Below are 22485 nucleotides of genomic sequence, written 5' to 3' on the forward strand. Positions count from 1 at the left end.
CATATTGACATTTAATGCATACATACTATACATAAAATGCATGACGCGTTTAACAGCCATCCTGCATTCCGAGCGTGAGTTTTTCAGCCGGGTCGCCCGGGCCGCCTTTCTCAACCCCTTCAGCGAAAGCCGGGATGAGCTTGACCAGTCCCTGGCCGGAAACGATGTCGACCGCAAAGGCGCGCTGGATGCCGCCATAGCCCGCGTGGCGGACCGCTCCGCCGCCCTGCGGGAAGCCCTGAGCGGCAGTCTGACCCGCGTCCCAGTCTCAGAGAGGGAAACGATACGAACGGTGCTCCTCTTTGATCTGTACCACCGTTTTCTCGACGATTTCGACCGGCTGATCCGCGACCAGGCCGCGGCCGGCGACACGCCCTGCCCCGTCCCCTTTGCCGGGAAATTCCAAGCCGCATTCGACGAGGCGGGATTCCCGGGTGGTGAAAGTCGCCGCTATCTTGCCCTCTTCTACCAGATTCGCCGGGCCTTTTACTTCATCCGCGAGGGACTTGCCGGCTCCAGCGCTTCCCTGCGGCGGGTGCGCGAACATCTCTGGCAGACCCTTTTCACCCACAACATCCGTTGGTTCGAGCAGCATCTCTGGGACCGCATGGAGGACTTTTCCGTTCTGATCCTCGGGGAGACCGGCACCGGCAAGGGCACAGCTGCTGCGGCCATCGGCCGTTCGGGGTTCATCCCCTTTGACCCGGGAAGCGGCCGGTTCAGCGAGAGTTTCACCCGCAACTTTCTGGCGGTGAACCTGTCCCAGTACCCGGAGGGAATTCTGGAGTCAGAGCTCTTCGGCCACCGGAAGGGAGCCTTTACCGGTGCCATTGACCACCACGAGGGTGTCTTCAGTCGTTGCACTCCCCACGGCGCCATATTCCTGGACGAGATAGGCGAGGTTTCACTGCCGGTACAGGTAAAACTTCTACAAGTGGTGCAAGAGCGGATTTTCTCCCCCGTGGGAAGTCACCAGCGGCTCCGCTTCAGCGGACGGCTCATCGCGGCCACCAATCGAGACCTGACCCGCCTGCGCCAAGAGGGAGCGTTCAGGGATGACTTCTACTACCGTCTTTGTTCGGATGTCATCACCATTCCGCCTTTACGGCAGCGGGTACGGGAGCGCCCCGAGGAACTGAACGAGCTCATCGCTGGCATCCTCCGCCGACTGGCGGGTGCTGCTCCGGACAAGGAGGTACAAGTGCTGCGTCGGGCCATCGAGCGCGATGTGGGGAAAGAGTATCACTGGCCGGGGAATGTGCGGGAACTGGAGCAGGCGGTACGGCGGGTGCTGGTGACGGGACACTACCGGGGTGAGGCGAAACCGGAACCGGCCGGTGACTTGCCGCGGTATCTCAAAGAGGCGGCAGAGAGGGAGTGTGACGCTCAGGAACTGCTGGCAGGATATTGTCGCCTGCTCTATGAACGCCACGGGACTTTCGAGGAGGTGGCGAGGCGGGCCAATCTCGACCGGAGAACCGTGAAAAAGTACCTGCAGCGGGAGCAGTGCGCCCGCGGCGATAATCGTGGCCGGCCCTAGACCGGGCGCCCGAAAATCTCTGCAATCACCTTCTGCATCCGGTGCCCGTAGGTGTGCTCGCCAAGCACTCTGCACCGGGCACGTTCCGCGATCTCCCGTCGCAACCCCTTCCGCTCCAGGTAAAACCGGGCCGTTTCAGCCACATCGCTGATCCCGTCGTAAAGCGCCACCTCATTCTCGGCAAAGAGCTCATCCAGAGCCCCTTGCCGGTCGGTCAGGAGAAAACCGCCGCACAGGGGCACGTCAAAGACCCGCTGGTTGACAGTGTGGGGCATCTGGAGGCTGGTGGCGTTGACATTCACAGCGCTGGAAGCGTAGACCGCCGGGGTTTCCCTGAAGTAATTCACGTCGGGACGGGCATCTATGGTGCTGCCGAACACCTTTCGCCAACCGTCCGGATCGCCGAAAAAGGTAAGCCCCAGGGGAAGCAACTGCCCCAGAAGCCTTGTCCGGTAGGCGGAGGTGGCGCTGTGGAGCAGGTAGGCCCGGAAGAAAAGACGGGCATCATCATCCGGCAGAAAACGGGCACCCTCGGCCACAAGCTGGTCGGCAAGCCGCAGCTGGTCGCCCCGGGCGGCGATGATTCGCTCAACCGCCTCGCCGGCGAACGCCATGACCTGAGGCGTAACCGGAAACTTGACGGCCAGACGGGCCAGAAAACCGCTCACCAGCGAGTTTCCCACAAAGGACAATCCTGCGCTGAACCGTTCATCCACGCGGGCTGCCTTGGCCAAACCGACATCGGCTGCCAGCGGCAGGTACGACACCCGGTACCCCTGCGCGGCCACTGCAGGCAGGTAGCTCTTTTCCCACAGAAAGACATGGCATCCGTCGGCGGGAGGCAACGCCTCACCGTAGAGGATGAATTCCGGCGAGTCCACGAACCAGAGGGCGAGCGGGATACCGAGCCGCCGCAACATTTCCGCCGCAACGCCGCGCCGGTCGAGACCGCGCATGTTGACGCTCAGCACCAGGTCTGGCCGTTCGCCACGGAGCGCCTCACCGAAAAGCGATGCTTCGTCCCCTTCTCGCCCCCGGCAGTCCAGAACAACGACCCGGTGCCCCAGGGATTCGAGCCCGTGGATACACTCTCGCTGGACATAGTAGGCTTCAAAGGGAACAAGGATCGTGAAGGGGCGCCCAGCCGCGTGCGGGCGATCCGTGGCGGAATTCGTCCGTCCCACGGTGGCAAGCAGGATGCGGTAGTGGTCGTACCAGGCAGGGTGTGCCCGCACGGAGGGAGGATGGGGGACGACATACAGTGCTGCGGCATCAAGCTCCTCAGGGTCAGGTGGAAACCTGCCGGCTGAGGGAAGCGTAACCACGTCGATCCGTCCGCTCCATCCTTGGGCGAGCCGGGCCGCGGCAAGTTCGGCCAGCTCCGGGTACCGCTCCACGAGGATGACGCGGCTGACGTGCGGATTGTTCGCCAGGGACCGGGGCAGGTGGTAGCCGAGGCCGGTACCGAGGAAAACGAGGACCGCAGCATCCACTGGCCCCGCAACAAAGGAGTCTGCCTCGTGGATCGGATCGTAGAGGGAGTGAAGACAGGTCTCGGTGCCGTCCTCGCCCATGACCAGGGCCGTAGGGTGCCCCCTGCGGCCGTGCATGATCCGCACCCCGGAGGACGGAGCCCCCGGCCGGTCTGCGCTCACCGTCGTCCCCCGATCTGAAAACGATCGCTTTTCGACATCAACTCACGACGCTGCTCGGAAAAAAGGTAGGAGATGACCGCTTCGCGGTCCTTGTCGCTGATGGTGATGAACCTCATGGAGAGGGAGTAGTGGGTTCCCGCCTGGAGCGTAAGAGTGATTTCGGCGCAGCGCAGGGCCTCGGCCAGGACGCAGATCACCCGGGGCTGGGGATGCGGGAGAAAGAGACTGACCAGCATGAGGGTCCCCGATGCCACATCCTCGGAAACCCTGAACCTCATGCCGCCGCCGCTCAGATTGGCCCGGGCGGATGGGATGTCGCGACCGTTCCAGTCCACGACCCGCCAGCTTGACCCCTCCTGGACCATTGCCGGAGAGCGCCATGAGTCCATTCTCTCGTGAAGCCAACGCTCCTGGGCTTCTTCGGGCGACACCCCCGCCAGCAGTTCGTAGCTGAACGGAATCGAGACGTCGAGGCGAAAATATTCGCGCCGCTGCAGCTCACGAACCCTTCCCACGAGACGGATGGCGAACTGCCGGTCGTCACGCAGCGTCTCAACCCGGCCATCGCACCGGCAGAGGGCCCCTCCGGTCCAGACGGAGACGGAAACCTCGGCACCCTCGCTGAGTGTATTGGGGGGCGGCTGCTCGGCGCCGAACAACTCGAGCCAGGCAAGGCTTCCCTTCAGCGAGGTAATGGCGGCAGTTCCGTCAAACGAGCCGGTATCGCCCAGCCGTACCGTGAGATTGACCTTCTGGAGCTGCTCGAAGTACCGTCCGTACTCGGAACCATCAGCGGACATGGCGGTACTCCGGGATCAACGGGCAGCCTTATCCCCGAGCGCGGCAAACAGTTCCCGCCACTGCTCCAGGTGAGGTGCGAGCTCGTATTCGAGGAGATCGGCTATCAGGACCCAGTCTTTGCGCTGCTGGGCGGCCATGGTTTCCTGGAGGAGCGTGTTGAGTTGACTCACGAATCGCTCAAGCGTCACGTTGCCGACAGGGGTGGTGGAGAAATCGACGCCGAGTACGAAGGCGACATCGGCAAGCGCCCTGATGAGCATATCGAAACCGCCCAGGAGTTCAATATAGTGGTCCAGGGCCGCTCGCTCGTTACCCGCCCGGAACAGGCCGGCCGTGGTCAGCGTGAACCGCTGCAGTTCGGCAGCGTGCGAGGCCCCGTCATCGAGGACGGCCCGAACGATCAGTGTTCCGTCTTCCGGGGTCTGGCCGGGCGGCGTCTGCCGCTTGTTGGCTTCAGCATAGGTATTCATCAAATGCCTCCTTGCATGTGGTGCTGTGCGCCCAGTGACAAGCCGGTCCGCACGGCCGCCCGGTCTCAGGCGGTCCTGCTCATGTTGTGCCTCTCCTCCCGTCCTCCCTCATAACTATGGAGGGCGCTTCTGCCCCGGGCAAGGGCCGACATCTCCTCGCCGAGGGTAACAAGGCGTTCTCGGGCAAGGGCGATTACGAGGGAGTCAAGCTCGACGATTTTCTTGGTCGACTCCTCCTGGAGACGACGAAATGACGACAGGAGTTGCTCGGCATCCCCGTGCCCACTGTCCTGGGAGGCCAGAGAGGAAAGGCGGCCGTTAAAATCATCGAGGGACGTCATGATGCGTTCGCGGCACGCCACCGCCTGTTCGAAATCCTCGGAGCTGTTGGTGTCGAAGTTGCGCAGCAGCGCCTCCGCCTCGGACAAGAGAAGGTTGTAGAGCTCTTCACCACTGGCCAGTAATGCCGTCAGGTCCGCGGCTGTCATCGTGCCTGTCCCGCCACGTAACCCGGCTGATGCACGGAAGGGGGTACGGCGTCGCGCTCCCGCTTCCAGATATCGATCGCCTCGACCCAGGAATCGCGGAGCACGGTCAGGATCCTGATCGCGTTCTCCAGAGCCCGGGGCGAATTGTTGATGTTGGCGTTGATATACTCATCAATGACATAGATATAAAGCTGCTCGAGGCGCTGCGCGATGCCGCCGCCCACGTCATGATTGAGGGTATTCATCAATTCGGAAACGATTGCCTGGGCCTTGCTGATGTACTTTCCCTTACCGGCGAGATCTTTTTTCTCCATTCGCTCGAGGGCGATCTTCGAAAAGTTGATAGCGCCGTCATAGAGCATGATCAGGATCTTTTCCGGGCTGGCAGTCCCGACCTGGGTGTTCTGATACTGGTTGAAAGGGGTCAGCATTCCTGTTCCTCCTGGTGTTGACTCGTGCGATCGCTACGACCCGTACAGGTAACTTATAAGCGAATTCCCCTGCGTTGTAAGACTGCTGACAAGGGTCTCCATGGCGGTAAACTGCTTCTTCAGGGCCTCTTCCTTGCGCTCCATCCTCACTTCCATGGCATCGATCTGATCGTCGATGCTCTTGATGGTGTCGTTGAGCCCCCGCACCCGACTCGAAATGATGCCGTTGGCAGTGGAGGACGGCCCCTCGTAGGCATGGGTAAAGCGATCGATGACCTTCCTGAATTGCTCGGCAACGCCATATTTTTCCGTGTCCAGGTTGGAGACGCCGCCGTTTTTCGTAAAGAGCTCCACCACATCGTTGAAATTGCTGCCCAGTGCATCGGCAAGCTTGGTCGCGTCAACGGTGAGCGTGCCGTTGGACCGGTCGGTAGTAATGCCGATATCGGCCAGGGTGGAGTATTTGCCGGTTATCCCTGCCACGGGAGTGGTCAGGACGTTCTGGAGCTGCGTCTTCACGCTGCGGAGGGTAGAGTCCCCGGAGAGGACCCCTCCTTTCTTGGTGGTCGCATTGTATTCGGACTGCTTGTTGATCTGCGACATGGCTGCGTTGTAGGCGCCGACAAAGTCGTTGATCTTCTTGGTGACGCCGGATGTGTCGTTCCCCACGGTCACCGTAGTGGTTGCCCCCCCCTCCTTGAGCAGGGTGAGAGTCACGCCCGGGATTACGTCGGTGACGATGTTGGAGGTCTTGGTAATGGCGATGCCGTTTACGGAGAAACTGGCAGCCGCTCCCGCCTGGTAGGTCGGACCCGACTTGGTGATGGTGGGCGTGGTATAGGCGGAGCCGCTGGCCGGATCGCCGGTGAGCCCCGAGAAGTTCAGGGTGTAATTGTTCGTGTCCTTGCCGGTGATAACAAGCCGGTAGGGATTCGCCGAACCGTCGTTGATGATCGACGCGGTCACGTTCGCACCGGAAGCATTGATGGCCGAGGCGATCCCCTGAAGGGAATTCTGGCCTTCGGCAATGGTGATGGGAGTGGCCACGCCGCTGATGGTGAAGGTGCCGGTCTTGAAATTGAGCGCGTCTGCCGAGGCATATCCCTGGTCAACAACCTGCCGCTCGTTCTTTGCCAGGGAGTTCACCGTCAGGTTAAAGCTGCCCGGCGATGCGATGCTGGACGATGTGGCCGTCGCGACCGTACTGTCCCCCACTGACGTGGTCTTGCCCATGAAACCGGTGGCGGTATTCATCCCGGCAGCCAGGGTCTTGAACGAATTCAGCAAGTTCGTGACCTGAGTATAGACATCGATCTGACTGCTGATCGTGCTCTTCTTGCTCTCCAGGATCCGCTCGGGTGCGCGCTCCAGGTACATAAGCTGGGAAATGAGCGTATTTGAGTCCAGTCCCGTTGCCAATCCGCCAAACGATACACTTGCCATGTGCGTTTCCTCCTCGGGAACCGGAGATGCAAAACCGGCTCCACCTTGAACAGTACGGCAAAAAAACGCTTCCGGGGAAGGAGTATGGCGCTTCCAGGCCACGCAGCTCCCTTGCCGTGGGTGCATCACCCTGCCGGGGTGCTGCCCCTGTTTATATGTATCGACCTGACTGGGAAAAACTTTAGTGATGAGTGGCGGAAGGAGTCAAAAATCCGACCGAGTCTGCACTGAAGCAGGACAGTAAAAGTCAGATTTTCGACAAGAAATGCTACGGGAGAAGTAGGTGCGGGACAGCGTACGCCTCATGCACAAAAAGAGGGAGGGAGGCAAAGCCTCCCTCCCTCTGCATGACCTGAGCTGCCAGTCGGATTAACGCAGGAGCGAAAGGGCCGACTGCGGGGTCTGGTTGGCCTGGGCCAGGATGGCGGTGCCGGCCTGGGTCAGGATCTGGGCACGGGTCAGGGCTGCGGTCTCGGAAGCAACGTCAACGTCGCGGATCCGGGATTCGGCGGCGGAGAGGTTCTCCACCGACACCTGGAGGTTGTTGATGGTGGACTGGAGGCGGTTCTGGACCGCACCCAGGGTACCACGGATGCTCGACACGTTCGCGATTGCCGAGTCGATGGAGTCGAGGGCGGCCTTGGCGGCGGCACCGTTGTTGCCGGTGACGCTGGCGGTTCCCACGCCGATGGAGCTGGCGCCGGCGGCGCTGATGGAGACGGAGATCACGTCATTGCCGGTGTTGCGGGAACCGACCTGGAACGAGTAGGTGGCGGAGGTGCCGTCCAGCAGCTTGGCGCCGTTGAACTCGCTGGAGCTGGCGATCCGGTCGATCTCGCCCTTGAGGGCCTGGAACTCGGAGTCGATGTAACCACGCTGCTCGGAAGAAACGGTACCGGTAGCGGCCTGGGTGGCGAGCTCCCTCATCCGGACCAGGATGTTGCTGACCTCGTTCAGCGCGCCTTCAGCGGTCTGCACAAGCGACACGCCGTCGTTGGCGTTACGGACGGCCTGGTTCATGGAGCGGACTTGGGCTCTCATGTTCTCGGAGATGGCCAGACCGGCGGCGTCGTCACCGGCGCGGTTGATCCGGTAGCCGGAGGAGAGGCGCTCGAGGGACTTGCCGAGTGCGAGCTGAGTTACGTTGAGGTTCCGCTGGGCGTTGATGGATGCGACGTTGGTGTTGACTGTGAGTGCCATGGTGTACTTCCTCCTTGAGTGTGATTCGGGGTTTCCTTACCCCTTGGGTGTGTGAGCCGAAAGCCTTGACGTTGCCGGCGCCCACCCGGGCCCGACGCGGTTGCCGTTCACGCCCCGTCTTTCAGCTTTCATCTTCGGTCAGCGTGCGAAGCGCCGCCTTTTAGTTCACGTATCGGCGGCAGCCGGAAAAGCTTTAGAAAAAAAATCGCTGCGTCTTCATTTTTTTCGCAAAAAACTGCCTTCCCACGAACAACAGGAAGGCAGTTCAAAGATTACAGCTGGTTACCAGATCACGCCGCCGTAACCTCGCCGGACGCGTTCCTCTTGCCGGGCGCCTTGCTCCTGGCAGCCTGATCAAAGAAGGGATGCTTGGTGGTATACCTGCTCCCCTCCAGAACGATCTGCTTGGCAAGCATCCGCTTCGGGTTGAGAGCGATGGGCCCCTGGAGGTTGACCGTAATATTGAAGGGATCGGAGGCCATGGTCACGACCGCCAGCAGCACTACCTCATCGCCGTCGTTCACGCAGAGCTTTTCGCTCTCCTCGGCGGTGAGCTTCACCGCATAGTCCGACGCACACTCCTTGGTGTCTACCACCACGAAGGCCAGTTCCGGGTTTTCCACTGACTGGAGCCAACAGAAGGGAGTTATGTTTTGCGGGGTGAGCAGGACAAAGCGTTTCTCGGAGAATCCGAGCATCCCGTCGGGGAGGGTGATGATTTTCGCCTCTTCAACTGCTATCTCGCCGAAGCGCGTGGTGGTCACGTTCACGTTATTACTCCTTCCCGTCCGCGCCGAGGCAGGTTACCGCCTTCTCCAGGTCCGCCAGGCTCCACGAAGCGGCAATCTGGTTTTCGCGCTGAACCTTGATATAGATTTCCTCACGGTAGATGCGCATGTCGTTGGGAGCCTCGATGCCGAGCCGCACTTGGTTTCCTTTCATCTCCACCACCTTGATCCTGATGGAATCGCCGATGGTGACTACTTCTCCCATTTTTCTGGTCAGTACTAACATACGCCCTCCTGGCGCCCTTCCCCCTACGAGAGGTAGTCAAGAAGTGAAATCTGTGAAATTTTCCCCGATGCCGCGATTGCCGCTTCAAAGGCCGTCTGCTGCTTGGTCAGGTCGCTGATGACCTGCATGAAGTCCACATCCTGCTTGTCGGAGAGGACTTTTGTGAGACTGAACTTCATCTCCTCGATGACGTTCTTCTGACCTTCGAGCCGGTTCATGCGGGCACCGAGATCGGTGCGGGTAGACAGGACCTGGGAAAGGGCATCCTCCAGGTTCGGCAGTTCCGCCTGGACGGCGGTCTGGTCGTTGGCACCCAAAGCGGTGATCAGGTTGTCGAACACCCCGATAATGTCTGTGCCGGTGGAGCCCGGCGGAGTCCCCCCCCTGAGCAGCTCGCCGCCGGAGTAGTTGATCGGCACGAAGGCCCCCCGGTCGATCTCGATGGTAATGCTGTCATCGGTGCCGTTGAAAGCGCCCGTTGAATCGAAGGGAGGGGTGTCGTTCTTGAATCCTCCGAACACGTAGCGACCGTTGAGCTGGGTGTTGCCGAGCTGAATGAGCTGATTGCGGAGCTGGACGATCTCGTTCATGCCCGACTCCCGGGCCTTGGCGTCGCTGGTGGCGTTGGCCATCTGTACCGTCAGCTCCTTGGCCCGGGTGAGCACGTTCCCCATCTCGTCCATGGCTGCCTCGGTCATGGAGAGCCAGGAAATGCCGTTGGAGATATTGCGCGAATACTGGTCCCCTGCCGCCATGAGCGATTTCATGTGGAGAATCTGCTGGGCGGTGACCGGATCGTCCCCCGGCGCGTTGATCTTCACGCCAGTGGCAGCCTGCTGCTCCAGCTCTTCGGTCCTCCGCCTGATCGTCTGAAGGCTGTTGAGAACCAGGTTTGCCGTGGTGTTTTGAGTAACTCTCATGGCACCTTCCTATCGAACGAGCCCGAGGATGACATCCATCATCTCGGTTCCCGTATTGATGAGTTTCGCGGCCCCCTCAAAGGCCTTCTGATACTTGATGAGGTTTGCCAGCTCCTCATCCAGAGAGACCCCCGATTGGGATTCACGCAGATTGTCCAACTGCTTCAGAACGCCCTCGGACAGCGTTGCGCTCCGCTCTGCATTCTGGACCGATACGCCCACCTTCCCCACCAGGGAGTTGTAGAAACCGCCGAGGGTCATATTTCCGCCCGACAGGGGCAGGATCTTGTCGAACAGGGAGGCGATATCCTTGGCATTGGTGTTGTTGCCGGTCCCCCCCACTGAGGGGTCGGCATTGGCGGCGGCAATGTCGTTGCTATTGGAGATGGCGACGGATATCCCGCCCAGCCCGCTGTATCCCGCCATGGTCGCCGGCGTGGAGAAGAAGTCGAGGCCAGTGGAGCCGGTGAGGCCGAAGCCGCTGGAGTGCACTGCGTTCACCTCGGTTGCCAGCGTATAGGCCAACTCGTCGAGGTCGGCCAGAAAGCCGTTCACCAGAGAATCACGGACCTGGAGCGTCCCCCCCATTTCACCCTGGCCGTTCCCCGGCCCTCCCACGATGGAGCTGATGTCCACGGCAGTCTTGCCGCCTGGGGCGGTGGAGTAGATCCTGTAAAAGCCCGAATTGGCCGCATCGGGCTGCAGCGAAAGGACTGCCGCATCCTTACCCAGAACCAGCGGCTGGCCGAGGGAGAGGCTCACGTTAAGGGTGCCGTCGGTCTGCTCCATGTACGTGATGCCGACCTTTTCGGCGAGCTGGCGCACGGCCAGATCGCGCTGATCGCGCAGCTCATTGGCCCGGGCGCCCTGAACCTCGATCTGCTTGATCTGCTCGTTGAGGGAGGCAATCTTCCGCAGCTTGTCGTTGACGTCGGCGGTAACCCCCTCCAGGGACTGGTTTGCCTCGGTCCTGATGTCATTGAGGTAGCTGTTGACCCGCTTGAACTGGTCCGCAAGCTGCTGTCCCCGCGCCAGGATCGCCTGCCGCTCGGGCTGGCCTTGGGGGTTGGCGGTCAGATCCTGCCAGGCACTGAAAAAATCCTGCAGCGACTTGCCCAGGCCATCGGTGGTAAACTCGTTGAAGAGCTGCTCGGCCCGCGTCATGGAGGCAAGCACCGTGTCGCTCCACCCCTTGGTGGTGTTTTCGGACTTGAGCTGCATCTGGAGGAAATCGTCATAGGCCCGCTGGATTTCCGCGACCCTTACCCCGTTGCCGAGGGGGAACCCTCGCTCCTGTGAAACGGTGGCGGTGGTGAAGACGGTGGTCTGCTTTGAATAGCCGGGCGTGTTCACGTTGGTGATATTCTCGCTGGTGACCTCAAGAGCGAGACGCTGCGCGGTGATGCCCGATTTGGCTATGTCGAGGAGGCTCAGGATACTCATGTCAGATCTCCTTCCGGAGGATGCCGCCGGAGGAACGTTCCACCATGGAGCCGGAATTGCCATACGTCTCGGCAACCGTCAACCGGCTCTGGAAAAATGCCAGGGACCGACCCACCGTAACCATGGAAGTTTCGAGCAGCCGCCGGTTATCGGCAATCATTCCCTTTATCTCCTGGGCAAGGGTCGAGAGCTTGGTCTGGAGGCCGGCAAGCTCTGTCTTCTCTGGCGAGGGGTTTCCGGCCAGGAGGGGTGACAGGGTTGCCTCGCCCAAGCCCCTGACCCGGGCCTCGTCGGCGATGACCCGACGGCAGTCGCCGTCCAGTGCTTCCATGCGAGCCGCCACCTGCACCTTCTGCTCGACCGCGGCCTGGAGGCGCTCGGCCTGGAGCGCCACGATGCTCGCGCGTTCCTCTTCCAGCAGCCTGACCATTTCCTCCATGCTCGCCCCCCGGGCGTTCAGAAGCTCAACAAGCCGTGACAGTCCTTTGTCCATCCCCTGCTTCTCCTCTCGCTAAACGTTCGTTCCTATCATGCGCATCGCCACCGAGCGGGCGTCGACCCGGTACGCCCCTTCGATCATCTGCTGCCTGACCTCCGCTACCCGCTCGGCACGGAATGACTCGCCGTTGCCGGCCGCATCCTTCAGGCTGTCAATGGCCGACTTGCCGATGGAGAGCTCTACCCGCTCCGCTACCGGCGTCGTTCCGGCCGCTGCTGCTTGCCCCGCGTCCGCCTTCGGCGGTGCAACGGGAAGCGCCCCCACGCTGGAAAGGGATACGATATCGTTATCAATCAGCATGGCTATCGGGCACCGGTCTTTTTATCCGCGTCCGGCTTCGCCGCCGGCACTACGGAGGGTTGCGTTTCGTGGGGCAGGAGCTGCTGCTCGATGAGGGGGGCCAGCCCGAGCCCGCCCGACGCCGCACAGGCCGTGGCATACTCCTGGTCGAGCATGGAGCGGAATATCTCTTCACCCCTGCCGCCGCCGGTGAGGTCATCCTTGGCCACGGTGTCGCGCATGGACTTGAGCATCATTCCGATGAATACGGCCTCGAACTCCCGGGCCACCTTTTTTGCCGCCATCCGTTCCTGCTCGGCCTTCCCGGCCCGGGAAGCCAGTTGCTGGACGCGTGCCGTTTCGGCGTCTGACATGAGAGTTTCGGTCGGCATACTTGTACGCATGATTCACCTATCGGCCAACTTCTGAAAAACTTTAGCCTTACCGGCCCTGTTCTGAGGACAGCATGTTATGTGCCAAACTGCACGAGAGGGCACCCGCGGGCGCCCTCTCGTGCAGCAAATACTGTATAGTCAAGGACAGGTGTCAGATGACCGACAGTTCTGCCTGCATGGCCCCGGCAGCCTTGATTGCCTGGAGAATGCCGATCAGGTCCCGCGGCGTCACCCCCAGGGCATTGAGGGCGCGCACCACGTCACCGATGCTGGCACCTTCGCGCAACACGGCCAATCCGCCGCTCTCCTCGGAAACCTTGATGCCGGTGCGAGGCACTACGACGGTCTCGCCCGTGCGGCTCAGAGGCTGGGGTTGGGAAACCCTCGGCGTTTCCTTGATCAGGAGAGTCAGGTTGCCATGGGAGACCGCAACGGTGTCGATGCGGACGTTCTCGCCGATGACGATGGTGCCGGTCCGTTCGTTCAGGACCACCTTCGCCGGATTATCGGGGCGAACCTCGAGGCGCTCCATATCGGCGACAAACTCAACCACCCGTCCTTGATAGGCGTCGGGGAGGGAGATCACGACCGAACCGGGATCATTGCAGCTGGCTACGCCGGCCTTGAACTGTTCGTTGACCGCCCGGGCGATGCGCGTGGCCGTGGTGAAATCCGGCTGGTGCAGGTTGAGCCGCAGTTGCGACCGATCCGCCAGGACGTTGGGCAGCTCCCGCTCCACCAGCGCTCCGTTGGGAATCCGGCCGGCCGTGGGGTGATTTTTCTGGGCCGTTGCCGCCTGGCCGCCGTAGGAGAAAGAGTTGGTGAGCAGACCTCCCTGGGCCACGGCATAGACCTGGCCGTCGGCTCCCTTGAGAGGGGTCATGAGCAGCGTGCCGCCGGCAAGGCTCTTGGCGTCTCCCAGGGATGAGACGAGCACGTCCACTCTGGTCCCCTGCTTGGAGAAGGGGGGAAGCTCGGCGGTCACCATGACCGCGGCCACGTTCTTCACCTTGATATCGTCGCGGTTCACGGTGATGCCCATCCGCTCCAGCACGTTGGCCAGGGACTGGACCGGAAACTTGGTCTGGTCGCTGTCGCCCGTACCGTTCAGGCCCACGATGAGGCCGTAGCCGATGAGCTGGTTGTCCCGTACCCCGTCAAAACTGGCGATATCCTTGATCCTGATCGCCAGGGCCAACTGGGGAAGCACCAGAAGAATGACTAAGACTACAAAAATTCGTTTCATGGGTTTATCCATTTTCAAACCACCTTCGGTTCCGGAAACGCGATTTTTTTGCAAGGTCAAGGCGGGCTAGGAATTCCGCGGAGGCGTACCGGGGTACGCCGCACAAGGAAATTCCGACGCCCAACGCCGAGATTGCGGAAAAGGCGCGTTTCCCTCCACTAGAAGGGCCAGATATAATCCAGGATATTCATGAGCCACCCCGGCCGCTGCCGGTCGCTGATGACGCCGTTGCCGGTGTAGGAAATCCGCGCGTCGGCGATCATGGTCGAGCTGATGGTGTTGTCCGGAGATACGTCCCGGGGGCGGATGGTCCCCTGGAGCACCAGGATCTGGTCTTCGTTGTTAACCTTCACGTTACGCCGGCCTTCGATCAGGAAGTTGCCGTTGGGAAGGACATCGGTAATCTTGGCCGTCATGGTTGCCAGCAGGTTTTCCTTGCGGGTGGTGGCGCCACTCCCTTCGTACTTGGAGTTGGTGCTGGCCCCGAGCAGGTTGTTGGGATTGGCGTTGGTCAGCTTGCTGAAAAGGGTTGAGCTCTTTTCCAGCCCCATGAGATAGGGGACGCTGGCCGACACCTCGGCCTTGCGCTCGGTGTCGGTGGTGGCCTCTTTGCTGGCGCTCGCCTGCTCGACGATCAGGACGGTGATGATGTCGCCCCGGCTGCGTGCTTTGTGATCGACGGCAAGGCCGGTGGTTGACGCCTGCCAGATGGAGCCGTTGGCATAGCTGGGCGGGGCCGGCCGGAGCTGTTCGTCAAAGGTCGGTGTCCGCACCTCGGTCTTCTCCACGGCGCAGCCGGCCAGGGCGAGACAGATTATTGACATGGCCAATCGTTTCACTGACGTATCTCCTCACTCCCTGTCAGAAAACGAGATTTTTCGTCCTGACAAGCAAACCCTCAACCTGACGCCGTCAAGGCGAAAAAGGCTCGTTTCCCCCTAGAAATCCACCTGCACGGTGCCCACATCGATCACCCGCGCGGGGATCTCCTTCAAGGACCCCATATTCTGGACCTTGATAATGTCTCCCTCGGCGCCGTTGCCCCGAGCCTTGCCGGTGGCTGTGAGGCGCAGGGCGGGACTTTCGGCGATGATGGTCACCAGTTGGCCGCTTTTCACCAGGGGCACCTTTTCAATGCTTGCGCCGCTCAGGGGGGTATTGGCCCGAACCGCATTCTTGACGCGCTTGCCCACCACCTCGTCGATGCTCCGGTACACCCTGCCGTTTACCGAAGAGATATCCCGCTTCTGCACTGTCACATCGTCGCTGGTGATAATGTCTCCCCGTGCCAGAGGATGGGCGGCAACCACCGCATCAGCCAGAGCTTCCACGTCGACGGTCACGGGGATGTTCCGCTGCACCCGGTCGTCGACCCGGACGATCAGGGCCAGGTTGGCCCGGCCCCACCCTTCCCAGGAGCGGGGCGCCTGAACCTCGTAGGATACCGTCCCCGCCGGCAATTTCAGATCACCAATGGGAGCCATCTTACGGATCTCCGTCTCGACCCCCAGTCCGGCGGTCCGCTCCCGCACGTACTCGGCAACCACGGCCCGAATCCCGGCTTCCTTGACCACCTGGGTCCCGGTGGTCGCGAACGCGACCCCGATGCACATCATGCAGGCGATGAGGGCCATCGCCGCGGCGCGCATCACCGACCATCCCTTTGCCAGCTGTTTACCGTTCACGGTTCACTTACCGCCGCAGATTGTTGGCCTGCTGGAGCATCTCGTCGGCTGCCTGGACCGCCTTGGAGTTGACTTCATAGGCCCGCTGCCCCACGATCATGTTCACCATCTCTTCCATGACGCTCACGTTGCTCATCTCCAGGAACCCCTGGGCCAGCGTGCCGATCCCGTTCTGCCCCGGGGTGCCGGTGGTGGGAGTGCCCGAGGAATCCGACTCCTGGAAGAGATTGCGCCCGAGGGCGGTGAGCCCCGACGGATTGGAGAAGGTGGCCAGCTGAATGTTGCCGATATTGGTGGGCGACGTCTGGCCCGCCTGCGTGACCGACACGGTGCCGTCGTTGCCAACGCTGATGGAGGTGGCGTTACTGGGCACCACCAGCTCGGGGAGCATGGGATAGCCGTCGGAAGTGACCACCCTGCCCTGGTCGTCGCGCTTGAAGGATCCGGCGCGGGAGTAGGTCGTGGTGCCGTCGGGCATCTGGATCTGGAAGAAGCCGTCCCCTTCGATGGCGATATCGAGCTCATTGCCGGTCTGATTGATGTTCCCCTCGCTGAACAGCTTCGTCACGGCGGCCAGCTTGGCGCCGAGGCCGATCTGGATGCCGCTCGGTACCTGGGTCGAGCTCGTGGAGGGGGCGCCGGAGGTTTTCAGGTTCTGGTACATGAGATCCTGGAAATCGGCTCGGCTCTTCTTGAAGCCCGCGGTGTTGACGTTGGCCAGGTTGTTGGCGACGACGTCGATGTTCGTCTGCTGGGCCTGCATCCCTGAGGCCGCCGTCCACAATGCTCTGATCATGTTTTTCTCCTTGTATGGTTCCTGTGCACTCTGTAGGGGCGCATTGCGCGCGCCTTGGGCGGACGCGATCCGCCCTCGGGATTACAGGTCCCGGATCCCTAGATTTTGCCGACTTCGTTGGCAGCCTTGCCGGCCATATCGTCGTAGGCTTTGACCGCCTTCGAGCACATTTCAAAGAAACGCTGGGTCTCGATCAGTTGGACCATCTCCTGGATGGCACTCACGTTCGACAGCTCCAGGTAGCCCTGGCGCACCGGCTCGCCCTGTACGGGCTGCGGCACGGCCTGGGGATCGGTGGGCACGAAGAGGGCGTTGCCGTTCTTCTGGAGGGCGTAGGGCTTGGGGAAATCAACCACCTCCAGAGTTCCCACCGGACTGCCGTCCACCAGGATTTCCCCCCTGGCGTTGATCTCCACCCGACTCCCGTTGATGACGATGGGACCGCCGCCCGAAACCTCGTAACCATCTGCGGTCACCAGCTTGCCCGTTGCGTCGAGCTTGAAGTTCCCCTGCCGGGTGTATGCCTTCCCTTCAGGAGTGTTGACCACGAAGAAACCGTCGCCGTCGATGGCCAGATCGAACGTATTGCCGGTCTGGGAGACCGAGCCACGGGAATGGTCGGTGAAAAATGCGGTTTCGGAGTAGACCGGAGCGTCGGTTGTGCCGGCCTGGGGAACCTTGCCGGCGGCCTGGAGGAGGCTTTCGAAGGTCATCCGGTCCTTCTTGAAGCCGGGGGTGTTCACGTTGGCCAGGTTGTTGGAAAGGACGTCGAGCCGCTTCATGGCTGCGATATTGCCGGAAAGTGCCGAATAGATGCCGCTGTTCATAGAGTATCCTCCACGGGGCGCCGCCCCTACCTCATGTTCTTCATCTTGGCCCGCAGCCGCACGATGGCCTGGCTGTGAAGCTGGGAGATGCGCGACTCCGACAGTTCCAGCACGGCGCCGATTTCCTTCAGGTTCAGTTCCTCGTAGTAGTAGAGGGTAATGACCAACCGTTCCTTTTCGGGAAGCGACTCAATGGACTCGGTGAGCGAATCGAGCATCTGGCGCGCCATGAGCTGGCTCTGGGGGTTCTCGATGGAGGTGTCGGCCAGGATATCCAGGAGCCCGAAGGGGCTGCCGTCGTCGTCCTCCCAGGACTCATCCAGACTGACGAAGGAGAGGAGATGAATCTCCTCCAGCATCTGGTAATACTCGTCCACACTCATCTTGAGGGCGGTGGCCACCTCTTCGCTGGTGGGATTGCGCCCCAACTGGTGCTCCAGGAGCACGAATTCCTTCTCCAGTTTCTTGAACTTGTCCCGCAGAGACCGGGTCAGCCAGTCCTGGGAACGGAGTTCATCGATAATGGTTCCCCGGATCCGCTGCTCGGCAAAAGTCTTGAACTGTACGCCCCGGGTCGGGTCAAAGCGCTCCGCAGCGGTGATCAGACCAATGATCGCCGCGCTCATGAGGTCTTCCTGGTCCAGATGCGGGGGAAGCTGGGAGGCAATCCGCCCGACCAGGAATTTGACCAGTGGCAGATGGTTCACGATGAGTTCGTCGCGGGTCTGGGCCACCGACCGTTGGGCCTCCTGCTCGTATGCCTTCAGCATGCAATTCATAGGTTCTCCACCGGTGCGCCGAGGAAGCGCCGGAAGAAGAACTGAACGTTCCCCTTCACGCGCCGCTCGCCGCTGTTTTCAAGGATGCGCCGCGCCAGCGTGGTGAAGCAGCCGGCCGCAGCCGAATCGGGGCAGAGCTCCAGCACCGGCTTCTGGCTCTTCACCGCTTCAAGCACGGCATCGTCGCGCACCACGCATCCAAGGTAATCGAGAGAGATGTCAAGAAACCGGCTCGTCACGTTCGACAGTTTGGCAAACACCTGCAGGGCGTCGTCCGTATCCCGGGCCATGTTGACCAGAACCTTGAAGTAGCGTTCCGAATGGCGTGTCGCCAGAAGCTTGATCAGGGCATAGACGTCGGTTATGGAGGTCGGCTCGGGGGTAACCACCACCACGATTTCCTGAGAGGCGCTGTTGAAGTAGGTGACGTTGTCCGATATGCCGGCCTCGGTATCAATGACGAGAATGTCGAAATCCTCTTCCAAGGCGTCCAGTTCATCCATGATCTTCACCCGTTCCTGGAGCCCCAGGGACGTGAAGTCGGGCAGCCCGGAGCCGGCCGGGATGACGCGGATGCCGCCGGGCCCCTCGGTTATGATCTCGTCAAGGCGCTTCTTGCCGGAGAAGACATCGTTCAGGGTATGATCGGGGGCAATGCCGATCAGCACGTCGATGTTGCCGAGCCCCAAGTCGGCGTCGATGACCAGGACCTTTTTGCCGCGCCGGGCCAAGGCCAGAGCCAGGTTCACCACCACGTTGCTCTTGCCGACTCCGCCCTTGCCGCTGGTCACGGAGATGACTCGAACCCCCTTCTGGTTCTGGCCTTCGCCGGCAGAGGGCTTCGTTGCCTTGCGCTGTTTTTTCACGGAAGTGGCAAGCTGACGGAGGCTGTCAGCCTGGTCACCCGTTGTCGCCGCGAGGTTCATTGCTTACTCTCCCCCAAAACCAGCCCGGCAAGCCTGCCGGGAGTTGCAATTTCAAGATCTTCGGGCACCCGTTGCCCGGTGGTGAAGTAGGAAAGCGGGAATTTGGTCCGCAGATGCGCGTTAACGATACTGCCGTAGCTCTCGCTCTCGTCCAGCTTGGTGAAGATCACGCGGGAAACCGACAGTACACCGAACCGCTCCACTATTTCCAGCACCTCACGGTCCCTGGTGGTGGCTGCCAGACAGAGATGAATCTCAATGGCGAAGCGCGATTCCAGGAACCCCTTGAGCTCTTCGATCTTCTCGCTGTCCTTGTGGCTGCGGCCGGCCGTATCGATCAGGATCAGCTCCTTGTCGGAGTGGAGCTCGATTGCCGCCTCCAACTCAGCCGCGGTGGCAGCCACCTCCACCGGCACGCCCATGATGCGCGAGTAGGTCTTCAACTGCTCCACGGCACCCACCCGGAAGTTGTCGATGGTGATCAGGGCGGCCCGGTGCCCTTCGCGCAGGGCATAGTGGGCGGCCAGCTTGGCAATGGTGGTCGTCTTGCCGACCCCTGTCGGTCCCACCAGGGCGATGATCCGCGGGCCGTTCTTTTTGACGGTCAGGGGGCCGGAGCACTTGATGGCGCTCTTGAATGCCTGGGGCAGGAACGAACGGATCGCCTCCACGGTCCCCCCCTTGCGGGCCTCCGGCTTCAGGTGGTCCATGACGGCCCTGATGGCGCCCCGCTCGAGCCCCTTGCGATGGAGTTCGGTCACCACCACCCGGAGCGCCGCCTTGATGCCGCCAGATGCCTTTTCGGTTTCGGTCTGAGGTGCCTTGGCCGGCGCCGGATCTGCATCTGCTTTCTCGGCGGACTGCTCCGCCCCCGCTTCCTTTGCGGCCAGGGTCTTGAAGAGGATCTTCTTCATCTCTTCCAGGTCCTGCTTGGGGATGGAGCGCGGATTGAACTCACGGGCAGCCGGAGCCTCTGCGGCTGCGGCACTTTCCTCGCGACTTTGCGCCTCGGCGGCCTTGGCCTTGGCCTCCGCCTCCTGGCGCGTCATCTGCTCCACCTTCAGGCGCAGGTCTTTCAGCTCGCGGGCCAGGGGGGCAAGCATGGAGTTCTCCAGCATCTCCTTGGCCGAGAGGTGCTGCTCCTGGGCTTCCCGGTAGGGATTGGGCGCCGGCTGGCGCGGCTTCACCTCAAGGGCCGCCGTCACCTTGATCACGGGCTTGCTGAAGAAGCCGAGGAAACCTTTCTTCCGCTCCTTCTTGGAAGAAATGATCATGGCGTCGGGCCCCAGTTCGGCCTTCACCATCCGGAGGGCTTCGGACATATCCACCGCTTCGAAAGTCTTAACCAGCATTGAGCGTCACCACCCCTAACGATTGGATTTTTATGCCTGACGGCACCTCGTTGTGCGACAGAACGACCAGATTGGGCACGAACCGCTCGGTGAGCTTTTTGACATGCCGCCGGATGGACGGCGAAGCCAGCAGTACCGGCTGGGTTCCGATCTGGTTGAATTTTTCCATCTCCTGCCGAATCCCGGAGAGGATCAGCTGGGCCGTATTGGGTTCGATGGCCAGGTAGCTCCCCTGATCCGACGGTTGGATCGCCTCGGCCACGACCTCCTCGACCCGGCGGTCGAGGCTGATGAGACACAGGGTGTCGTCGTCCCGCTTGTATTGCTCCACGATGGAGCGGCCCAGTCCCTGGCGGACGAACTCGGTCAGGGTGTCCGGGTCCTTGGTAAGCCCGCCGTAGTCGGCCAGGGTCTCCAGCACGGTCCGCAGATCGCGGATGGAAACCCCTTCCCGCAGCAGGTTCCTGACGACACGCAGCACGGTTCCCAAGTTCAGGAGGTTCGGCACCAGGTCTTCCACAACCTTGGGGAAGGAGGAGGAAAGGTTGTCCAGCAGCTGCTGGAGCTCCTGGCGTCCCACCATTTCGTGGGAATGCTTGCGGATGATCTCGCTGATGTGCGTGGCGATGATGGTGGTGCTGTCCACCACGGTGTAGCCCGCCAGCTGTGCCTGTTCCTTCAGTTCGGGTCTGATCCAGATTGCGGGGAGCCCGAATACCGGCTCCGTGGTCCGGACGCCCTCGACCGGCATGGAAACGGCGCCCGAATCCATGGCCAGGTACTGGCCGATCATCTCGCCGCCGCCGACCTTGGCACCCTTGATGAGGATGTTGTACTCGTGGGGCTTGAGTTGCAGGTTGTCGTGGATGTGGACCGGAGGCACCACGAATCCCATCTTCTGGGCATACTGGCGACGAATCGAGCGAATCCGCTCCAGAAGCTCGCCTTCCTGGGCCGCATCCACCATGGGGACGAGACCGTACCCGACCTCCAGCTCCAGCATGTCCAGAGGGCGGATGGCGCCGGCCTGGTCGCCGGACTCCCCGGTCTCCGCCGGTGCCGGCAGCGTCATGAGGTCGTCCTCCACCACCTGGGCTCTCTCCTTGGCCAGCCTGCCCGCCATGTAGGCCGCTCCGGACAGGAGGAAGAAGGCCACATGGGGAAGCCCCGGGATGAGGCCGAAGGCGAAGAGAACCCCCGAGGAGACATAGAATGCCTTGGGATAGTTGAGGAACTGGCCCGAAATCTCGTGGCCGAAGTTCTTCTCGTCGGCCGAGCGCGTTACGATAATACCGGCGGCAGTGGAGATGATGAGTGCCGGGATCTGGGCCACGAGCCCCTCGCCGATGGTCAGCAGCGTGTAGTTCGAGAGGGCGGCCTCCAGGGGCATGCCGTTCTGCCAGACCCCGATAATGAACCCGCCAATGATGTTGACCAGCATGATCAGGATGCCGGCGACCGCATCGCCACGCACGAACTTGCTGGCACCGTCCATGGAGCCGTAGAAATCGGCTTCGCGTGACACCCGCGACCGGCGGCGCCGGGCCTCTTTCTCGTTGATGAGCCCCGAGGAGAGATCCGCATCGATGGCCATCTGCTTGCCGGGCATTGCATCGAGGGTGAAGCGGGCCGCCACCTCGGCCACCCTGCCGGCACCCTTGGTGATGACCACGAAGTTGATGATGACCAGAATCAGGAAGATGACCGCGCCGACCACATAGTTGCCGCCGACCACGAACTGGCCGAAGGCCTTGATCACGTGCCCGGCGGCATCGACTCCTTCGTTGCCGTGGAGGAGAATGAGCCGGGTGCCGGCCACGTTCAGCGCCAGCCGGAAAAGCGTTGTAACCAGCAGTACCGACGGGAATACCGAGAAATCCAGAGGCTGCTGGGTGTAGAGGGCCACCAGCAGAATTGCCAGCGCAATGGTTATGTTGGCGGCCAGGAACAGGTCCAGCAGAAACGCCGGCAACGGGATGATCATTAGGGCCAGGACGCCGATCAGCGCCACAGCCATATAGATATCCGAATTGCTTTTTGCAGGCTGGAGATCGACTGCGTCCACCGCCGTGTTGGCCATGAGAAATTCCTCTCGTAAAATCAAGCGCTTTTCGTGCGCACCACTCTATGTGCAACCGTTGTGCCAGCTAACTAAAGTAGAAACGAGCAGGTAACATTGGATGAAACGTGGTGGGCGGAAAATCTTTTTTTATGGAAAGGGCTAAAGAATATTGAGAGTTGACCGATATGAATTATAGTCATTCACATCGACAGGTTTTTGAAATCTGCCCGTCAA

The 22485-nt window shown here is 61.4% G+C and carries 24 protein-coding genes; 1 reads left to right on the forward strand and 23 read right to left on the reverse strand.

From position 1 onward, the window contains the following. The first annotated feature begins 40 nt into the window (after positions 1-40). On the forward strand, positions 41-1540 hold the full coding sequence (locus tag GS_RS15230; RefSeq protein WP_235044917.1) for a sigma 54-interacting transcriptional regulator: 1500 nt from the start codon (positions 41-43) through the stop codon (positions 1538-1540). Here the strand turns inward: GS_RS15230 and GS_RS15235 are convergent. From GS_RS15235 to flhA, 23 genes are all read right to left on the reverse strand, one after another. Then, a complete protein-coding gene (locus GS_RS15235) occupies positions 1537-3195 on the reverse strand; it encodes a CgeB family protein (RefSeq protein WP_010943659.1) in 1659 nt (552 codons plus the stop codon). The two genes, GS_RS15230 and GS_RS15235, sit on opposite strands and share 4 nt — an antisense overlap. Further along, entirely contained in the window at positions 3192-3995 is an 804-nt protein-coding gene (locus tag GS_RS15240) for a PilZ-like domain-containing protein (protein WP_010943660.1), read from the reverse strand. Before GS_RS15240 ends, GS_RS15235 begins: the two co-directional genes overlap by 4 nt. Before the next feature lie 15 nt (positions 3996-4010). After that, entirely contained in the window at positions 4011-4466 is a 456-nt protein-coding gene (locus GS_RS15245; RefSeq protein WP_010943661.1) for a hypothetical protein, read from the reverse strand. Between the two features lie 65 nt (positions 4467-4531). Further along, positions 4532-4954, reverse strand: a complete 423-nt coding sequence (locus tag GS_RS15250; protein WP_010943662.1) for a hypothetical protein — start codon at positions 4952-4954, stop codon at positions 4532-4534. After that, positions 4951-5385, reverse strand: a complete 435-nt coding sequence (gene fliS / locus GS_RS15255) for a flagellar export chaperone FliS (RefSeq protein ID WP_010943663.1) — start codon at positions 5383-5385, stop codon at positions 4951-4953. Before fliS ends, GS_RS15250 begins: the two co-directional genes overlap by 4 nt. A 33-nt stretch (positions 5386-5418) precedes the next feature. After that, a complete protein-coding gene (gene fliD / locus GS_RS15260) occupies positions 5419-6828 on the reverse strand; it encodes a flagellar filament capping protein FliD (RefSeq protein ID WP_010943664.1) in 1410 nt (469 codons plus the stop codon). 369 nt (positions 6829-7197) lie between these two features. Beyond that, positions 7198-8028, reverse strand: a complete 831-nt coding sequence (locus GS_RS15265) for a flagellin (protein ID WP_010943665.1) — start codon at positions 8026-8028, stop codon at positions 7198-7200. 290 nt (positions 8029-8318) lie between these two features. Then, complete coding sequence (locus GS_RS15270) at positions 8319-8798, reverse strand: flagellar assembly protein FliW (RefSeq protein ID WP_010943666.1); 480 nt, start codon at positions 8796-8798, stop codon at positions 8319-8321. 4 nt (positions 8799-8802) lie between these two features. Continuing rightward, positions 8803-9042 (reverse strand): carbon storage regulator CsrA, encoded by a 240-nt coding sequence (csrA, locus tag GS_RS15275; RefSeq protein WP_010943667.1) that lies wholly within the window; start codon positions 9040-9042, stop codon positions 8803-8805. A 23-nt stretch (positions 9043-9065) separates the two neighbouring features. Beyond that, complete coding sequence (gene flgL / locus GS_RS15280; protein WP_010943668.1) at positions 9066-9962, reverse strand: flagellar hook-associated protein FlgL; 897 nt, start codon at positions 9960-9962, stop codon at positions 9066-9068. Between the two features lie 9 nt (positions 9963-9971). Continuing rightward, complete coding sequence (gene flgK, locus GS_RS15285; RefSeq protein WP_010943669.1) at positions 9972-11405, reverse strand: flagellar hook-associated protein FlgK; 1434 nt, start codon at positions 11403-11405, stop codon at positions 9972-9974. Position 11406: 1 nt separating this feature from the next. Then, complete coding sequence (locus GS_RS15290) at positions 11407-11898, reverse strand: flagellar protein FlgN (RefSeq protein WP_010943670.1); 492 nt, start codon at positions 11896-11898, stop codon at positions 11407-11409. Positions 11899-11916: 18 nt separating this feature from the next. Next, on the reverse strand, positions 11917-12204 hold the full coding sequence (gene flgM / locus GS_RS15295) for a flagellar biosynthesis anti-sigma factor FlgM (protein ID WP_010943671.1): 288 nt from the start codon (positions 12202-12204) through the stop codon (positions 11917-11919). Positions 12205-12206: 2 nt separating this feature from the next. Then, positions 12207-12587: a rod-binding protein gene (locus tag GS_RS15300; protein WP_010943672.1), complete on the reverse strand. Its 381-nt coding sequence runs from the start codon at positions 12585-12587 to the stop codon at positions 12207-12209. Positions 12588-12729: 142 nt separating this feature from the next. Beyond that, the gene (locus GS_RS15305) at positions 12730-13836 is read right to left on the reverse strand and encodes a flagellar basal body P-ring protein FlgI (protein WP_010943673.1); all 1107 of its coding nucleotides are present in this window, start codon (positions 13834-13836) and stop codon (positions 12730-12732) included. A gap of 146 nt (positions 13837-13982) precedes the next feature. After that, positions 13983-14663: a flagellar basal body L-ring protein FlgH gene (locus GS_RS15310; protein WP_010943674.1), complete on the reverse strand. Its 681-nt coding sequence runs from the start codon at positions 14661-14663 to the stop codon at positions 13983-13985. 99 nt (positions 14664-14762) lie between these two features. Then, positions 14763-15509 carry a flagellar basal body P-ring formation chaperone FlgA gene (gene flgA / locus GS_RS15315; RefSeq protein WP_010943675.1) on the reverse strand — a complete coding sequence of 249 codons (747 nt, stop codon included), beginning with the start codon at positions 15507-15509 and terminating at the stop codon, positions 14763-14765. 7 nt (positions 15510-15516) lie between these two features. Then, a complete protein-coding gene (flgG, locus tag GS_RS15320; RefSeq protein ID WP_010943676.1) occupies positions 15517-16305 on the reverse strand; it encodes a flagellar basal-body rod protein FlgG in 789 nt (262 codons plus the stop codon). Positions 16306-16403: 98 nt separating this feature from the next. Continuing rightward, positions 16404-17132, reverse strand: coding sequence for a flagellar basal-body rod protein FlgF (gene flgF / locus GS_RS15325; protein ID WP_010943677.1), 729 nt, complete (start codon positions 17130-17132; stop codon positions 16404-16406). A 26-nt stretch (positions 17133-17158) separates the two neighbouring features. After that, positions 17159-17911: a FliA/WhiG family RNA polymerase sigma factor gene (locus GS_RS15330; RefSeq protein ID WP_010943678.1), complete on the reverse strand. Its 753-nt coding sequence runs from the start codon at positions 17909-17911 to the stop codon at positions 17159-17161. After that, positions 17908-18837 carry a MinD/ParA family protein gene (locus tag GS_RS15335; protein WP_010943679.1) on the reverse strand — a complete coding sequence of 310 codons (930 nt, stop codon included), beginning with the start codon at positions 18835-18837 and terminating at the stop codon, positions 17908-17910. The genes GS_RS15330 and GS_RS15335 overlap by 4 nt, the downstream gene beginning before the upstream one ends. After that, complete coding sequence (gene flhF / locus GS_RS15340) at positions 18834-20189, reverse strand: flagellar biosynthesis protein FlhF (RefSeq protein WP_010943680.1); 1356 nt, start codon at positions 20187-20189, stop codon at positions 18834-18836. Before flhF ends, GS_RS15335 begins: the two co-directional genes overlap by 4 nt. Beyond that, on the reverse strand, positions 20179-22269 hold the full coding sequence (gene flhA / locus GS_RS15345) for a flagellar biosynthesis protein FlhA (protein WP_010943681.1): 2091 nt from the start codon (positions 22267-22269) through the stop codon (positions 20179-20181). The genes flhF and flhA overlap by 11 nt, the downstream gene beginning before the upstream one ends. Positions 22270-22485: the final 216 nt, after the last annotated feature.

The sequence above is a fragment of the Geobacter sulfurreducens PCA genome, from assembly GCF_000007985.2.
Lineage (GTDB): Bacteria > Desulfobacterota > Desulfuromonadia > Geobacterales > Geobacteraceae > Geobacter > Geobacter sulfurreducens.

What these genes read in the sequence shown, in the direction of transcription:
- GS_RS15230 (WP_235044917.1), top strand. Translation starts at nt 41, where the DNA reads ATGACGCGTTTAACAGCCATCCTGCATTCCGAGCGTGAGTTTTTCAGC.
- GS_RS15240 (WP_010943660.1), bottom strand. Translation starts at nt 3,995, where the DNA reads ATGTCCGCTGATGGTTCCGAGTACGGACGGTACTTCGAGCAGCTCCAG.
- GS_RS15245 (WP_010943661.1), bottom strand. Translation starts at nt 4,466, where the DNA reads ATGAATACCTATGCTGAAGCCAACAAGCGGCAGACGCCGCCCGGCCAG.
- GS_RS15250 (WP_010943662.1), bottom strand. Translation starts at nt 4,954, where the DNA reads ATGACAGCCGCGGACCTGACGGCATTACTGGCCAGTGGTGAAGAGCTC.
- fliS (WP_010943663.1), bottom strand. Translation starts at nt 5,385, where the DNA reads ATGCTGACCCCTTTCAACCAGTATCAGAACACCCAGGTCGGGACTGCC.
- fliD (WP_010943664.1), bottom strand. Translation starts at nt 6,828, where the DNA reads ATGGCAAGTGTATCGTTTGGCGGATTGGCAACGGGACTGGACTCAAAT.
- GS_RS15265 (WP_010943665.1), bottom strand. Translation starts at nt 8,028, where the DNA reads ATGGCACTCACAGTCAACACCAACGTCGCATCCATCAACGCCCAGCGG.
- csrA (WP_010943667.1), bottom strand. Translation starts at nt 9,042, where the DNA reads ATGTTAGTACTGACCAGAAAAATGGGAGAAGTAGTCACCATCGGCGAT.
- flgL (WP_010943668.1), bottom strand. Translation starts at nt 9,962, where the DNA reads ATGAGAGTTACTCAAAACACCACGGCAAACCTGGTTCTCAACAGCCTT.
- flgK (WP_010943669.1), bottom strand. Translation starts at nt 11,405, where the DNA reads ATGAGTATCCTGAGCCTCCTCGACATAGCCAAATCGGGCATCACCGCG.
- GS_RS15290 (WP_010943670.1), bottom strand. Translation starts at nt 11,898, where the DNA reads ATGGACAAAGGACTGTCACGGCTTGTTGAGCTTCTGAACGCCCGGGGG.
- flgM (WP_010943671.1), bottom strand. Translation starts at nt 12,204, where the DNA reads ATGCTGATTGATAACGATATCGTATCCCTTTCCAGCGTGGGGGCGCTT.
- GS_RS15300 (WP_010943672.1), bottom strand. Translation starts at nt 12,587, where the DNA reads ATGCGTACAAGTATGCCGACCGAAACTCTCATGTCAGACGCCGAAACG.
- GS_RS15305 (WP_010943673.1), bottom strand. Translation starts at nt 13,836, where the DNA reads ATGGATAAACCCATGAAACGAATTTTTGTAGTCTTAGTCATTCTTCTG.
- flgG (WP_010943676.1), bottom strand. Translation starts at nt 16,305, where the DNA reads ATGATCAGAGCATTGTGGACGGCGGCCTCAGGGATGCAGGCCCAGCAG.
- flgF (WP_010943677.1), bottom strand. Translation starts at nt 17,132, where the DNA reads ATGAACAGCGGCATCTATTCGGCACTTTCCGGCAATATCGCAGCCATG.
- GS_RS15330 (WP_010943678.1), bottom strand. Translation starts at nt 17,911, where the DNA reads ATGAATTGCATGCTGAAGGCATACGAGCAGGAGGCCCAACGGTCGGTG.
- GS_RS15335 (WP_010943679.1), bottom strand. Translation starts at nt 18,837, where the DNA reads ATGAACCTCGCGGCGACAACGGGTGACCAGGCTGACAGCCTCCGTCAG.
- flhF (WP_010943680.1), bottom strand. Translation starts at nt 20,189, where the DNA reads ATGCTGGTTAAGACTTTCGAAGCGGTGGATATGTCCGAAGCCCTCCGG.
- flhA (WP_010943681.1), bottom strand. Translation starts at nt 22,269, where the DNA reads ATGGCCAACACGGCGGTGGACGCAGTCGATCTCCAGCCTGCAAAAAGC.